The sequence below is a fragment of the Leclercia sp. M50 genome, assembly GCF_037150775.1.
Lineage (GTDB): Bacteria > Pseudomonadota > Gammaproteobacteria > Enterobacterales > Enterobacteriaceae > Enterobacter.
Genome location: NZ_JBBCPK010000026.1, coordinates 1 through 14,703, shown reverse-complemented (window position 1 = coordinate 14,703; position 14,703 = coordinate 1). Strand labels below are relative to the sequence as shown.

Annotated in this window: 11 protein-coding genes and 3 pseudogenes; 10 read left to right on the top strand and 4 right to left on the bottom strand. The window is 49.8% G+C overall.

Annotated features, from left to right (window positions below; all coding sequences use genetic code 11):
- The first annotated feature begins 48 nt into the window (after positions 1 to 48).
- From WFM46_RS08590 to WFM46_RS08580, 3 genes are all read left to right on the top strand, one after another.
- Complete coding sequence (locus WFM46_RS08590) at positions 49 to 489, top strand: DUF411 domain-containing protein (RefSeq protein WP_114388521.1); 441 nt, start codon at positions 49 to 51, stop codon at positions 487 to 489.
- Positions 490 to 615: 126 nt separating this feature from the next.
- Entirely contained in the window at positions 616 to 3,063 is a 2,448-nt protein-coding gene (silP, locus tag WFM46_RS08585) for an Ag(+)-translocating P-type ATPase SilP (RefSeq protein WP_336997442.1), read from the top strand.
- Positions 3,064 to 3,103: 40 nt separating this feature from the next.
- Entirely contained in the window at positions 3,104 to 3,301 is a 198-nt protein-coding gene (locus WFM46_RS08580) for a DUF2933 domain-containing protein (RefSeq protein WP_000843497.1), read from the top strand.
- Between the two features lie 33 nt (positions 3,302 to 3,334).
- On the opposite strand, the gene WFM46_RS08575 is transcribed toward WFM46_RS08580, so the two are convergent.
- Together WFM46_RS08575 and WFM46_RS08570 are read right to left on the bottom strand one after the other, a co-directional pair.
- The gene (locus tag WFM46_RS08575; protein WP_077228014.1) at positions 3,335 to 4,066 is read right to left on the bottom strand and encodes a peptidoglycan DD-metalloendopeptidase family protein; all 732 of its coding nucleotides are present in this window, start codon (positions 4,064 to 4,066) and stop codon (positions 3,335 to 3,337) included.
- A 62-nt stretch (positions 4,067 to 4,128) separates the two neighbouring features.
- Positions 4,129 to 7,026: a Tn3-like element Tn5403 family transposase gene (locus WFM46_RS08570; protein ID WP_040126169.1), complete on the bottom strand. Its 2,898-nt coding sequence runs from the start codon at positions 7,024 to 7,026 to the stop codon at positions 4,129 to 4,131.
- A gap of 94 nt (positions 7,027 to 7,120) precedes the next feature.
- Here WFM46_RS08570 and WFM46_RS08565 point away from each other — a divergent pair, with 94 nt between their 5' ends.
- The 3 genes from WFM46_RS08565 to WFM46_RS08555 all read left to right on the top strand — a co-directional run bounded on the left by WFM46_RS08565 (position 7,121) and on the right by WFM46_RS08555 (position 11,200).
- The gene (locus WFM46_RS08565) at positions 7,121 to 7,726 is read left to right on the top strand and encodes a recombinase family protein (RefSeq protein ID WP_063618860.1); all 606 of its coding nucleotides are present in this window, start codon (positions 7,121 to 7,123) and stop codon (positions 7,724 to 7,726) included.
- Between the two features lie 224 nt (positions 7,727 to 7,950).
- Positions 7,951 to 8,946 carry an HlyD family secretion protein gene (locus tag WFM46_RS08560; protein ID WP_044157362.1) on the top strand — a complete coding sequence of 332 codons (996 nt, stop codon included), beginning with the start codon at positions 7,951 to 7,953 and terminating at the stop codon, positions 8,944 to 8,946.
- 67 nt (positions 8,947 to 9,013) lie between these two features.
- Positions 9,014 to 11,200: an ABC transporter permease gene (locus WFM46_RS08555; RefSeq protein ID WP_158009095.1), complete on the top strand. Its 2,187-nt coding sequence runs from the start codon at positions 9,014 to 9,016 to the stop codon at positions 11,198 to 11,200.
- Between the two features lie 79 nt (positions 11,201 to 11,279).
- Here WFM46_RS08555 and tnpA read toward each other — a convergent pair.
- Positions 11,280 to 11,531 (bottom strand): annotated as a pseudogene (gene tnpA / locus WFM46_RS08550) (IS200/IS605 family transposase); the annotation flags it as partial.
- On the opposite strand from tnpA, the pseudogene WFM46_RS08545 reads away from it, so the two are divergent.
- A pseudogene (locus tag WFM46_RS08545) lies at positions 11,526 to 12,414 on the top strand (IS3 family transposase); the annotation flags it as partial. The pseudogenes tnpA and WFM46_RS08545 sit on opposite strands and share 6 nt — an antisense overlap.
- Positions 12,415 to 12,670: 256 nt before the next feature.
- Here WFM46_RS08545 and WFM46_RS08540 read toward each other — a convergent pair.
- Complete coding sequence (locus tag WFM46_RS08540; protein WP_013087254.1) at positions 12,671 to 12,784, bottom strand: hypothetical protein; 114 nt, start codon at positions 12,782 to 12,784, stop codon at positions 12,671 to 12,673.
- A gap of 390 nt (positions 12,785 to 13,174) precedes the next feature.
- Here WFM46_RS08540 and WFM46_RS08535 point away from each other — a divergent pair.
- From WFM46_RS08535 to WFM46_RS08525, 3 genes and pseudogenes are all read left to right on the top strand, one after another.
- Positions 13,175 to 13,555, top strand: a pseudogene (locus tag WFM46_RS08535) (tyrosine-type recombinase/integrase); the annotation flags it as partial.
- A 280-nt stretch (positions 13,556 to 13,835) separates the two neighbouring features.
- Positions 13,836 to 14,540, top strand: a complete 705-nt coding sequence (locus WFM46_RS08530; protein ID WP_001067855.1) for an IS6-like element IS26 family transposase — start codon at positions 13,836 to 13,838, stop codon at positions 14,538 to 14,540.
- 52 nt (positions 14,541 to 14,592) lie between these two features.
- Positions 14,593 to 14,703, top strand: a 111-nt coding sequence (locus WFM46_RS08525) for a recombinase family protein (RefSeq protein WP_336997444.1), incomplete at its 3' end; no start/stop codon positions are given.

The window sequence follows — 14,703 nt, the reverse complement described above, 5'->3', positions numbered from 1 at the left end:
AATTCACCCTGACGTCAGGGTTTATATCGATAACATACAGAGGTGAGTATGAAAAAAATAATTTTAATGACCCTGGCTTTTGGCCTTTCACTGCCGGCAATGGCAGGTGAAAAAGTAATAGACATGTACAAGTCTGAAAACTGTGGTTGCTGTTCCCTGTGGGGCAAGGCGATGGAAAAGGACGGGTTTGAGGTGCGGACCCACGTCATGAATGATCAGGCTCTGTCAGCCCTGAAAGAAAAATATGCTGTTCCTGCTGGACTGAGAAGCTGTCATACCGCAGTTACTGGTAATTTGATCATTGAAGGTCATGTGCCTGCAGCCACGATACATAAGGCAATGCAGTCTGGTTCAGGGATTTATGGCCTTGCCACCCCCGGCATGCCTGCGGGAAGCCCGGGAATGGAGATGGGGGCCCGTAAAGAGGCTTACGATGTTATCGCATTCTCCCCGGAGGGCAGTAAAAAGATCTTCCAGCGAATCAAATAGTCAGCGGAACGGCTGATAACGGGACGCCGGTAGCAGGCACTCCTGTGCCGGCGATATTCGTGGTAATCGCATCCATGACATACCCTGAAGACAGAAGATGCTTCGGTATGCATAAGGAGAGTTACTGTGAAAAATGACAATGCAGTGCAACACAACAACCAGACTGCTTCTGAGCAGACATTATCCCCGGACGAGGGCCACGTATTGCATAAGGTGAGAGATCCCGTGTGCGGGATGGTCATCCTGCCTGACAAGGCGCACAGCAGCATTCGATACCAGGACCATCAGCTTTATTTCTGCTCCGCCAGCTGTGAGAGCAAATTTAAAGCCCATCCCGATCATTATTTTACCGAAGATGCCAGTGAACATTCCCATCACCATCACCACGATCATCACGAAGTCAGCCCTGATCAGATAAAACAGCCTCACAACCAGGCGGAAAAAGAGAATTCTGAAGGTGTGTGGACATGTCCGATGCACCCGGAGATACGCCGCAGTGGTCCCGGAAGCTGTCCTGTCTGTGGAATGGCACTGGAGCCGCTCGTAGCTACGGCATCCACGGGGCCGAGTGATGAACTTCACGACATGACAAGACGCTTCTGGCTGGGGTTGTTGCTGGCGTTTCCGGTTCTGGTACTCGAAATGGGATCTCATCTGTTTCCCGACTTGAGGAATACAGTACCGCCACAGTACAACACATGGCTGCAGTTGCTTCTGGCCTCCCCTGTCGTGTTGTGGTGTGGCTGGCCATTCTTCGCCCGGGCCGGAATGTCGTTACGTAACCGCTCCCTGAATATGTTTACCCTTGTTGCAATGGGGACCGGCGTAGCCTGGGTTTACAGCGTCATTGCAACCGTCTTCCCCTCCTGGTTTCCTGCATCGTTCAGAAACATGGATGGCCTGGTGGCCGTTTATTTTGAAGCCGCAGCAGTTATTACGGTGCTTGTTCTGCTGGGACAGGTTCTTGAGCTGCGGGCACGGGAACAAACCTCAGGCGCCATTACTGCGCTTCTGAACCTTGCCCCCAAAACCGCCAGACGGCTGGATCATGACGGTCATGAAACGGATATTAATGCGGAAGATGTCCTGCCTGGCGATAAGCTCCGCATCAGACCTGGAGAGAGTATTCCGGTCGACGGTATCGTGGTCGAAGGCAAAACAACCGTTGATGAATCGATGGTGACCGGGGAATCTATGCCTGTTACCAAAACGGAGGGTGACCCTGTCATCGGGGGGACCATTAATCAGACAGGTAGTCTTATCATCCGTGCAGAGAAAGTCGGTGATGAAACGATGCTCTCACGAATTGTTCAGATGGTCGCTGATGCACAGCGTTCGCGGGCCCCCATCCAGAGAATGGCAGACAGCGTTTCAGGCTGGTTTGTTCCTCTGGTGATACTTATCGCGGTTGTTGCTTTCTTGATCTGGTCTGTCTGGGGGCCCGAGCCCAGGATGGCGCACGGTCTCATTGCGGCTGTGTCGGTCCTGATTATTGCCTGTCCCTGCGCGCTGGGACTGGCCACGCCGATGTCGATAATGGTGGGGGTGGGCAAAGGCGCCCAGGCCGGGGTGTTAATCAAGAATGCCGAAGCCCTTGAGCGTCTTGAAAAAGTGGACACGCTGGTTGTCGACAAAACAGGCACGCTCACGGAAGGTTCGCCTACGGTGACAGGGATTATCAGTCTCAGTCCGGGTGGGGAAATATCTCTTTTACGTGTAACAGCTGCAGTGGAAAAAGGTTCGCAGCATCCGTTGGGTATGGCTGTTGTCAGAGCCGCGCATGAAAAGGGGATCGTGATACCTGCCGTCAGTAATTTCAATGCCCCGTCGGGGAAAGGTGTCTCAGGCGATGTCGAAGGTCAACGGGTTGTTATTGGTAATGAACTGGCTATGCAGGAAAACAGTATCGTTATTGATAATCAAAAGGCCGTTGCGGATACGTTGCGGATGGAAGGCGCTACCGTTATCTATGTGGCCACAGACGGGAACCTTGCAGGCCTGATAGCTATCTCGGATCCCGTGAAAGCAACCACGCCGGATGCGCTTAAAGCTTTGCGTCAGGCGGGGATCCGCATTGTTATGCTCACCGGGGATAACCAGCTTACTGCTGAAGCAGTCGCACGGAAACTGGGAATAGATGAGGTTGAAGCCGGGATTCTGCCGGATGGCAAAAAAGCAGTGATAACCCGACTGAAAGAGTCTGGCCATGTGGTTGCGATGGCCGGAGACGGTGTGAATGATGCCCCGGCGCTGGCAGCGGCTGACGTGGGTATAGCCATGGGAACGGGTACAGATGTGGCAATAGAAAGTGCTGGCGTTACCCTTCTCAAAGGCGATTTGATGATACTCAACAGGGCCCGTCATCTGTCAGAGATCACCATGAAAAATATCCGGCAGAATCTGTTTTTTGCGTTTATCTACAATGCTCTTGGGGTGCCTGTAGCTGCAGGTCTGCTTTATCCTGTGTATGGAATACTGCTGTCGCCAGTTATTGCGGCGGCGGCCATGGCCCTTTCCTCCGTTAGCGTCATTGCAAATGCGTTGCGTCTGAAAAGTGTCAGGCTCGGGAAATAACACTGAGTGAAGGGGCTGTTACGAACAGAAGGAGTCCGGTATGAAAAGTACAACCTATGCGCTTATTGCTGTCGCCGCGATTGCGGCATTTGCTCTCCTGCGCGAACACTGGTCACATGTGGCAGGTTACTGGCCATATCTGTTATTGCTGGTCTGCCCGCTAATGCATCTTTTCCACGGCCACGGAGGGCATGGAGATCATCAACATCAAGGAAGTGAAAACGATAAAAAAAATTAATCCGGCAGACGGGGCCGCGTCGCGGCCCCGTTATCAGTCCAGGTATCGTTCGTAGTCTCTGGCATGCGCAAAGGCATGCTGTTCAAGTTTGTTATCAGCGGGTGCCGCTGCCCGGAACGCCAGTGAGTTAACAGGATTGTTATTGATGACCAGCTCGTAATGCAGATGAGGACCGGATGAACGTCCGCTGTTACCGGATAACGCAATAGCGTCTCCCCGGGTAACCCTGGCCCCTTTAGTAACGAGTATTTTATTGAGGTGGAGATAGCGAGTTTTAACACCGGCTTTTCCCGTTACTTCAACAAAATATCCCATGGTACTGTTGTATTCGGCCCGGGTGATTTTTCCGTCGATGACGCTGACTATTTTCGTGTTCATGGGCATGGAATAATCAATGCCATTATGGGGACTCACTTTTCCCGATACCGGGTTAAGTCTTGCAGGATTGAAAGGCGAACTGAGTCTTGCTGTGGCCGGTAACGGATAATCGAGACTGCCTTTCCCGGAAGTATCGGAAAGGTTATAGAACTTTTTATCTGATATACGATACGCCGTGTAATTAAATGAACCGGACGTAAATTTATAGGCCACGACACGTGATTTTCCCGCTTTCTTTTGCAGTACGAGTTTTAATGATTCATTTTTTTTCAAATGCCGCAGATTAAACCGGGAAGGCAAGGAGCGCTGAAGAGTAGCGATCTCGTTCGATTCCAGCCCCGAGCGGGTGGCTGAAAGGTAGGCATTTTCTTTTACGACATCGGTAATGCTGCCAACTTACTGATTTAGTGTATGATGGGGTCGGTTCCGGCTGAGGGCGAAATGACACCCTAAGCTTTCGGTTCCTTGGGCCAAAGATATTCGCCAGTCAGTAGAATGTGCGCCCAGCCCAATGGGGATATGTGGGGAAGAAATTCAGGGGGAACATCCAACCCTTCGTTCCGCCGCTCCGTGACGGCATGACCAAGATGGACGGTATTCCAGTAAATGATCACCGCAGTCAATAAATTGAGCCCAGCGATTCGGTAGTGCTGCCCCTCTGTCGTGCGATCGCGAATTTCCCCCTGCCTCCCGATACGGAGCGCATTTTTGAGCGCATGGTGGGCCTCTCCCTTGTTAAGACCGATCTGAGCACGCCGCTGCATGTCCGTATCCAGGATCCACTCAATAATGAAAAGGGTCCGTTCAATACGACCAACTTCACGAAGCGCAACTGCAAGGTTGTTTTGTCGTGGGTAAGAAGCGAGCTTGCGCAGGAGTTGGCTGGGCCTGATTTTGCCAGCGGTCATCGTCGCGGCACAACGGAAAATATCAGGCCAGTTCGCAACGATAAGATCCTCCCGGGCTTTTCCACCTACCAACTTGCGTAACTCCCTGGGGGTCGTATCGGGATTAAATACGTACAACCGCTTCGATGGCAGATCCCTGATTCGCAGAACGAGATTGTAGCCGAGCAGGCTACTGGCTCCGAACAAATGGTCGGTGAATCCTGCTGTATCGGCATACTGTTCGCGAACATGGCGACCGACCTCGTTCATCAGTAGTCCATCGAGAATATACGGTGCCTCGCTCACGGTCGCCGGGATCGACTGACAAGCGAATGGCGCGAACTGGTCGCTTACGTGAGTATACGCTTTGAGGCCGGGAACAGAACCATATTTGGCATTGACCATGTTCATGGCTTCGCCATGCCGCGCTGTCGGGAAAAACTGACCATCGCTCGATGCTGACGTGCCCATCCCCCAGACGCGTGACATCGGCAGTTTACCCTGCGCGGCCACCACAATTGCCAATGCCTGGTTCATGGCTTCGCTTTCAACATGCCAGCGGGCAAGGCGTGAGAGCTGCCAGTAATCATGCGTGTTTGTAGCTTCCGCCATCTTACGCAGGCCCAGATTGAGCCCTTCAGCGAGCAGGACGTTGAGCAGACCGATCCGGTCGCGACATGGAGCTCCGGTTCTCAGATGGGTAAACGCATCTGTGAAACCAAGGGCTGCATCAACTTCAAGCAGCATGTCGGTAATCCGAACGGACGGCATTCGGCGATACAGATCCAGTATGAGTGCCTCGGCACCATCCGGCACGTCTGCTGTCAACCTGTCGATCCGCAACGTTCCATCTTCTATGCTACCGTGCGGAATAGTGCCGTTACGGGCAGCCCGGGCCAGCCGCTTAAGAGCGATCGTGAGTCGCGCCTTTCTGTCTGCCAGCCAATCCTGTGGGTTGGAAGGCACGGCCAGTTTTGCATTTTCCTGCGCCGCGATCATCGGCACCAGTACCTGCTTGAGGTCACCATAGCGGCGCGAATGAGCGAGCCAGACATCTCCGGAACGAAAAGCATCCCGGAGGTGAAAGAGTACCGCCACTTCCCAAAGACTGGTATCTCCTTTTTCCTGAGCTCGTAAATGACGGTTCCATTTGGAGCTGGGCCGCAGGAAACGCCTTTCTGGCGATGCAACACCTTTCATCTCTCCGATCGACAAAGCTGCTGCTACCAATGGTCCGGCGACCGGCGCGGCTTCGAGCTTCAGACAGCGCAACATGCGGGGCGCATAACGACGAAAGCGATGGTATCCCTGCCCGACATATGCAAGAGGCTCATCGGCTAGCGTGTTGCTGAGTTGAGTCCCTGTCGCTACCAGTTGAGCGAGCCGGTCCCATGCAACCGAACTGGCGACAGCCATCTCCAGCGGGGTTCCGTCACTGCGGGCCTCAAGCAACGAAGCTCCCAGCGCGGTGAAGGTACGGATCGTATCCGTGAGTGTGGCTTTAGAGCCGGAAATTGTTTCGTCATGCTGGCGCTTCGCTTCCCGCCAGGTTTTTCCTACGATCCTGTCATGGGTTTCGACTATGGCATCAGCAATCGCCGCTTCCCACTCCACAACACAGACGGCAAGGATCGCCCAGCGGCGGTCCGAAGTGATGTCACGCAAACCGTCGGTGAAGTAGCGTTCACCCTGCCGACGCAGCCGGGCAATGCGATGGGCAGGTATGCTGGCCAAAGCACTATGATTGATATTCAGGGTACGCAGAAATTCGAGCCTGTCGAGCAAACGGTTAGCAGCAGCCGAGTTGTTACCAACCTCGAAGTTGCGAAGCCAGATGAAACGACTGATATTGCCGGCGAGCATTTCACTCAGAAGTTTGTCCAGGTGATCGCGAACATCCGCTGTTAAATTTTCCGCAATCCGCGTTTCAATCCGCCGCTCAGCGGCGACCAGAGCATCCGCGCACAAGCGCTCGATTGTCGATACTGCGGGCAGAATGGTGGAAGTTTCCCGACACCGCACAATAAAACGATGAGCAAGATCCTCGTTTGATCTGGCATCTTCGGCCTGGCCGAAAGTCCACTCCCGCAGATCACGGGCACCACGGCCCGTGAAGGTCTTGTAGCCGTAAATTTCGCGCAGCGTGTCCATGTGCTGCTGACGGGTTTGGCGCCGTGTGGCATAAGTGAGAAGCGCATCAGCCGGAACTCCAAGCTGAGCACCGACGAAGGAAAGGACTTCACGCGGGATCATCTCACCAGGAGCCAGTGCACGGCCCGGATATCGTAAGGCACAAAGTTGCAGGGCAAAGCCAATCCTGTTTTCCGGTCTGCGGCGCTGCCTAATGTTTTCCAGGTCATCATCGCCCAGCGTGTAGAACTTCAGTAGCGACAGTTCGTCCGTGGGCAGATCGAACAGCGCTGCTCGCTGCCGTTCGGTGAAAATATGGCGTCGTGACATACAAATTCGTCCCTTTTGAAGTATAGTCTGTTTTGGACAACAGCCAGCCCATATAAATCAGGGCGTTCCGATACAAAAATCCAGGAGGGTTCAATTGGGACATCGTGCCGCCATTTACTGCCGGGTTTCAACAGCGGATCAGTCTTGTGAACGCCAGGAATTTGATCTGCGAGCCTTCGCCGGCCGTGCCGGCTACGACGTGGTGGGAATATTTAAGGAAACAGGTTCAGGAACTAAACTCGACCGGGCCGAGCGAAAGAAAGTCCTGGCGCTTGCCCAGTCCAGACAAATTGATGCAATCCTGGTCACTGAGCTTTCCCGGTGGGGGCGCTCGACGCTCGATCTGCTCAATACGCTACGTGAACTGGAGAACTGGAAGGTTTCCGTGATAGCCATGAATGGAATGGCGTTCGATCTTTCGTCGCCGTATGGACGAATGCTGGCGACGTTTCTTTCCGGCATTGCGGAGTTTGAGCGGGATCTCATCAGCGAGCGGGTCAAGTCAGGCCTTGCTGTTGCGAAGGCACGTGGTAAGAGGCTTGGTCGTCAGGCCGGAGTGCGACCAAAATCAGACCGACTTTTGCCTATGGTGGTTGCGATGAGGGCCGAGGGACGCAGCTATCGCTGGATCGCACGCGAGCTCGGTATCAGCAAGAATACCGTCGCTGACATCGTGCAACGACACAGAGCTAACGCTTAGGGTGTCATTTCGCCCTCAGCCGGAACCGACCCCCAGTAGCTGAACAGGAGGGACAGCTGATAGAAACAGAAGCCACTGGAGCACCTCAAAAACACCATCATACACTAAATCAGTAAGTTGGCACCATTACCATTTCATTGAAAGAATAAGATGAAATAACTGTAAATGTTGTTAAAATGGTAGAAAGCTAAAGGAGATAGACGGAGCTTGAGGATGAAAATAGCATGACGATAAAAAATAAAAAAATTAAGATAGCCATACTTATTGTTATAATAATGGTGTTATCTGCCGGGTTTATTTTATCTCACTCCTCAGGGCCGGAGATATTAGAAGGCATTGTTGATACAGATGAAATTAATATAACCAGTAAGGTTACAGCAAGAGTTGATAGCTTGCATGTCAGAGAAGGAGACAGCATCCGTAACGGGCAGGCTTTAGTCAGTTTGTATGACAGGCAAATTACTGAGAATTCCCTGCAAGCAAAGGAAGCATTAGCTGCGGCTGTAGCTAGTCAGGAAAAGGCATATAACGGAGAGCGTACAGAGTATATTGAGTCATTAAAAGCTAACTGGATAAGTGCTCAAGCAGATGAAAAAAACATAAAGTTATCCACGGATCGAGTAGTAAAACTCTATGATGGTAGTAAGGCTGTTTCTGCCCAAGAACGTGATGATGCCATTGCGAGATATAAGATTTCTAGGCAGAAAACTAATGCTGCCTATGAGCAATATATGCAAGTCAAACGGGGTAACAGGGCAGAGGATATTCGCATTGCTGATGCTAATGTAAATTCAGCCAAGGCGGCTTTTGAGTCTGCGGATTCCTTGGTCAGAGAGCTGAGTGTTCATTCAAAAAATGATGGAGAAATTGCCAAGCGCTTTGCTAATCCGGGAGAACTTGTTTCTGCTGGCTCACCTATATTCAGCATGATTGATTTAAATAATCTTTGGGTAACTATTAATTTACGGGAAGACCGTTTTAACGCATTAAAAATAGGTGATGTGATTGAAGGGGCGATTCCTGCATTGAAATATAAAAATGTTAAATTCCGTGTTTTTTTTATTAACCCCAAAGGAAATTTTGCCACATGGAGAGCGACTCGTCAGTCAAGCGGTTATGACGTCAGAACATTTGAAGTACGGTTACATCCGATGAATAAAATAGAAGGAATGCGCCCGGGGATGTCTGTTATTTTTGATTGGCCTTTTGATAATGACTAATAATACTTTATCAGACTTTTCAGCTTCATTGATAGATGAAATTAATTTCATCTATCATGACCGCTACATGAAAATCTTACTGTTTATTGTGCCGGTGTTTTTATTAACTTTTGTCATCGCTATCTTCAGTTCTGGTGTGCCTGAGAAAATACCTGTCGCACTGGTAGATTATGATCATTCATCATTGAGTCGGGAAATAATCAAAAATATTGATGCATCGAAGAGTATTGAGTTAATAGAAACAACGGACAATATTTCCCTGGCTCAACGCCTGATGAAGAGTATGAAAATTTATGCTTTTATAGAGATCCCCCGAGGTGCATCTGGATCAACTATCCGTCAGGATGATAATAAGGTCGTAATTCGTTATAACGGGCAGTTAAGAACAACTGGTAATGCTGCGTTTATCGGTTTGCAGGCAGCGGTGAATGATGCCTTTAACTCAATAAATAACAGGAAGTCACTGGGTGTTGAGCATAAAGGTACGGGCAACTCAATGCCAAATATACAAGTAATCAGTATCAGCAATCCACAAAATAGCTATGAAAGATTCTTGACCCCAATTGCAGTGCCGGTGTTGCTGAGTATAGTTCTAAGCAGCGCTGTAATTTGCGCTATCGGACGTTTTTTTGAAGAAGGTAATCTCTGTGACGATTGGATTAAGAAAAAAACAATATATTTATCAGTTCAGATTGCTTCCCGTTGCCTACCATATATAACCATCATTTTTCTTTGGGGATTAATATTCAATGTCTGGCAAGTAGTGGGGCGGGGTTGGCCAATTTTAGGTAATTCATGGTTGTTAATTCTGGCGATGTTTATGTTGTGTCTTCTTACTGCATCTATCGCCATTATGTTTATTTCAATAACGCGAAATGTACTTACAGCTTTAAGTATCTCAACGGTATATGCTAGTGCTGCGTTAACCTACTCAGATGGTACGCTTTCTATTTTGAATGCCAATGGTTGGGCTAAATTCTGGAGTAATTTTCAGCCATTCACCCACTATTACCGAATACAGTTAGAGCAGGTCAATCTTGGCAGTTATATCACAACGAGTTTTTCCCAATTTGGTATCTTGTCACTCTATATTATCATTCCTTTAACTATTTCTTTTATTATTCTTGCAAGACGTAATTATAGTCAACAGCCGGTAGTCTTTCAGGAGAATGTAAAACTCGATGGTGTTTTACAGAGTTTTATTAGTACTGTTAAATCAATAAGAAAATGTCAACCTATATTTTCAACGGCAGTTATGTCATTGATTCTTTATAGTGTTTTTTATCCAAGCGCCTACAAGGCACAAATTAACCTCAAACTTCCCGTTGCGGTAGTTGATTTTGATCAATCATCATTGTCACGTAATCTGATCGATAATCTGCAAACCACACGTGAAATTGATGTTACCCAGGTTGATAGTTCTCTGTCTGATGCATTAATTTTATTGCGAAACAGAAAAGTTTCCGCGGTGATAGCTATTGATAATGATTTTAAAAAGAATCTTATCAGAGGAGAGAACGCAGGGATCGATGTGCACCTATCAGGCGGTTATATGGCTGTTGCTGCCGATTTGAGAACGGCAGTGACTAATGCAATAAACGCTACGACGGATGTTAATAGATTAACATCTAAAGCTACTAATAACATCATTCCTCTTCCTCTATATAATCCAACATTGGGATACGAATCTTTTATTATGCCGCTGGTTTTTATTATAATACTTCAGCAAACACTTATCTTTACCAGTTCTATGCTTATTGCATTGCGTAATAGTATCGGTTTAACAAAAATTAATTCATCTCAGTTTATCGGGACGTTTTTTGGGTTGTTTATGGTTGGTTTTTTTGGAGCGGTTTTTGTGTTTGGTTGGGTTTATTATTTGCAAGGGTATCCCAATGAAGGAAGTATGTTTTTACAGGTTTTGTTGATTGTTCTTTTTTCTGCGGCAGTAAGTTCAATGGGGATGTTGATTGGTAGTTTTCTGGATAACATCAACCGTCCAATGCAGATCCTATCGGCTACCTCGATGGTTATTTTTTATGCGTCAGGAGCCTCGTTTCCTACATTTAATATGCCTGAATGGGTTGTGAAAACGATGGTGATTTTCCCATCAAGTACAATGATAAGTGGGTTTACTATGCTGAACTCTCAGGGGGCAGGTATCTATGAGTTGGCACCCGTAATAATAAAAATATCTTTGCTAGCAATTATATTATTTTTACTTGCTATGTATCGTCTAGTTTGGCAGAAGTAAGTATCCTCCGGCAGAGCCGGAGGCTTTAGGGTGAGCGCCTCAAAGGCGCCGACAAACCATGAGCCGCCCAAGGCGCCTGTTATACGTTCAGATTCATCTGGTCGTAACGTTCGTCTTCTCGCTCTTGCTTGCGTATGTAAGCCCTGACCGTGGCTTCATCCAGGCCTACAGTTGAAACAAAATATCCTCGTGCCCAGAAAACTTCACCAGTGAAGTTTTTTCCTCTGCCGAACTGCCGGGCTATCGCTATCGCACTTTTCCCCTTCAGATAGCCGACGATTGTCGATACCGAATACTTTGGTGGAATGCTGATGCACATGTGAACATGATGCCGCTGCTCGATACCCTCCGCGTAAGTCACGGAGTCGGACCGGTATGCCATGAGCTGGATATCGCCCCGTCGACATACTACCGGTACCAGAACCAACGTCAGCATCCGGAAAAACGCAGTCAGCGTGACCGGCGTGATGACCAGCTGAAGCTGGAGGTACAGCGCGTGTACGACGAAAACTACAGTGTCTATGGAGTTCGTAAGGTCTGGCACCAGCTGCAACGGGAAAGCTTCAGCGTGGTCAGATGCACCATCGCGCGACTGATGAAAAGCATGGGGCTTACCGGCGTGCGGCGGGAAAAAAGTACGAACCATGGTCAGCAGGAAAGAAGCTGCGGCAGGCGGCCGGGTAAACCGTCAGTTCGTGGCAGAGCGTCCCAATCAGCTGTGGGTAGCAGACTTCACGTACGTGAGTACTTGGCAGGGGTTCGCGTATGTAGCGTTCATCATCGATGTGTTTGCCGGCGGCATCGTGGGTTGGCGAGTGTCGTCATCGATGGAAACCACGTTCGTGCTGGATGCGCTGGAGCAGGCGCTGTGGGCCCGTCGCCCTTCCGGCACCATCCATCACTCGGATAAGGGCTCGCAGTACGTGTCGCTGGCGTACATGCAACGTCTGCAGGACGCGGGCTTACTGGCCTCGACGGGCAGCTCAGGCGACTCCTACGACAATGCGATGGCGGAAAGCATCAACGGCCTGTACAAAGCGGAGGTGATACACAGACAGAGCTGGAAAAGCCGAGCAGAGGTTGAGTTGGCGACGCTGACGTGGGTGGACTGGTACAACAGCGGCCGACTACTGGAACGGCTCGGTCACATCCCCCCGGCTGAAGCCGAAAGAGCGTATTATGCTTCCATCGGAAACGGAGCTATGGCAGCCTGAGTTCGCGGACTAAAAACTCTCCCGGAAAACCGGGGCGGTTCAGGATCTTCTTGAGATCCTCTCTACCTACGAGTAATCTCTTGCTCTGTAAACGAAAAAAACCGCCTTGCAGGGCGGTTTTATCGAAGGTTAAGCCAGCTTGCAGGCTGCTTAACCAGGTAACTGTCTTGTGCGAGACTAGTCACCAAAACTGTCCTTTCAGTGTAGCCGCAGTCAGGCCGCCACTTCAAGTACTCTCTAAATCTCTCGCACATCATCAGTTACCAATGGCTGCTGCCAGTGGCGTTAAGTCGTGTCTTTCCGGGTTGGACTCAAGACGATAGTTACCGGATAAGGCGCAGCGGTCGGACTGAACGGGGGGTTCGTGCATACAGTCCAGCTTGGAGCGAACTGCCTACCCGGAACTGAGTGTCAGGCGTGGAATGAGACAAACGCGGCCATAACAGCGGAATGACACCGGTAAACCGAAAGGCAGGAACAGGAGAGCGCACGAGGGAGCTACCAGGGGTCAGTTTGGATATAGAGAATTATTGTACGGTAAGCCTGTTTTTTGAACAGACTTACCTATAGCAATAGGGTGTACTCCCGCGCTATACGGCATTTTCAGAGGTTTGACCTTAATCGGATAACCTAAATGCGATACTGCAAGAGCGACAACTTAAAAGCGATAGCCACTGACGCAAAATCAACCCCTTACGAACCAAGATTGGTTAAATAATGCGCTTAACGTACAAAAATTTCCGATCTCCAAACTGACCCCTGGAAGGGCGCCCTGGACACTGACCGGGTATTTTTATCCCGGCGCGGCAACGGATTGTCCCGCCAGCAGGCCTATCGCATTGTGCGTGAGGCCGGCGAAAAGGCCGGCATGACCATAGAAATAAATCCGAAGATGCTCAGGCACGCTTGTGGTTTCGGACTGGCAGAGCGGGGCGCGGGTACCTGTCTGATTCAGGACTTTCTTGGCCACCGTAACGCTCGGCATACAAAAAAATACACTGAAAGTGATGACAGTCCTTTTATCGACTTGTGGCAGGATACCTGGGGGGGAAGTGACGATAAAACAAAGGGTTGTAACGAGAGTGTGGACGGGGAAGAACCGTGTGAAAAAGGTAACAGTTGGGGCCAAACTGACACCTAGTGAAATAACGTACTGTACGATTTTTCTATTTGTATTAAATTTCAATTGGTTAGATTGACATTACACGGATGTCATGGTTAGAAAACAGGGAGTTCTGGCTGAATCCTGGGAGCGAAAAAGTGATAGAGCAGGAAAATGAGATATCAGATTTAAAGGACAGGAGTAACGTAAAAAGTCTTACTTTATATTACAAAACAAAGTGTTAGTGACCGGAGTGGGCACTGTTGCAAATAGTCGGTGGTGATAAACTTATCATCCCCTTTTGCTGATGGAGCTGCACATGAACCCATTCAAAGGCCGGCATTTTCAGCGTGACATCATTCTGTGGGCCGTACGCTGGTACTGCAAATACGGCATCAGTTACCGTGAGCTGCAGGAGATGCTGGCTGAACGCGGAGTGAATGTCGATCACTCCACGATTTACCGCTGGGTTCAGCGTTATGCGCCTGAAATGGAAAAACGGCTGCGCTGGTACTGGCGTAACCCTTCCGATCTTTGCCCGTGGCACATGGATGAAACCTACGTGAAGGTCAATGGCCGCTGGGCGTATCTGTACCGGGCCGTCGACAGCCGGGGCCGCACTGTCGATTTTTATCTCTCCTCCCGTCGTAACAGCAAAGCTGCATACCGGTTTCTGGGTAAAATCCTCAACAACGTGAAGAAGTGGCAGATCCCGCGATTCATCAACACGGATAAAGCGCCCGCCTATGGTCGCGCGCTTGCTCTGCTCAAACGCGAAGGCCGGTGCCCGTCTGACGTTGAACACCGACAGATTAAGTACCGGAACAACGTGATTGAATGCGATCATGGCAAACTGAAACGGATAATCGGCGCCACGCTGGGATTTAAATCCATGAAGACGGCTTACGCCACCATCAAAGGTATTGAGGTGATGCGTGCACTACGCAAAGGCCAGGCCTCAGCATTTTATTATGGTGATCCCCTGGGCGAAATGCGCCTGGTAAGCAGAGTTTTTGAAATGTAAGGCCTTTGAATAAGACAAAAGGCTGCCTCATCGCTAACTTTGCAACAGTGCCATGGCGTTCGATCTTTCGTCGCCGTATGGACGAATGCTGGCGACGTTTCTTTCCGGCATTGCGGAGTTTGAGCGGGATCTCATCAGCGAGCGGGTCAAGTCAGGCCTTGCT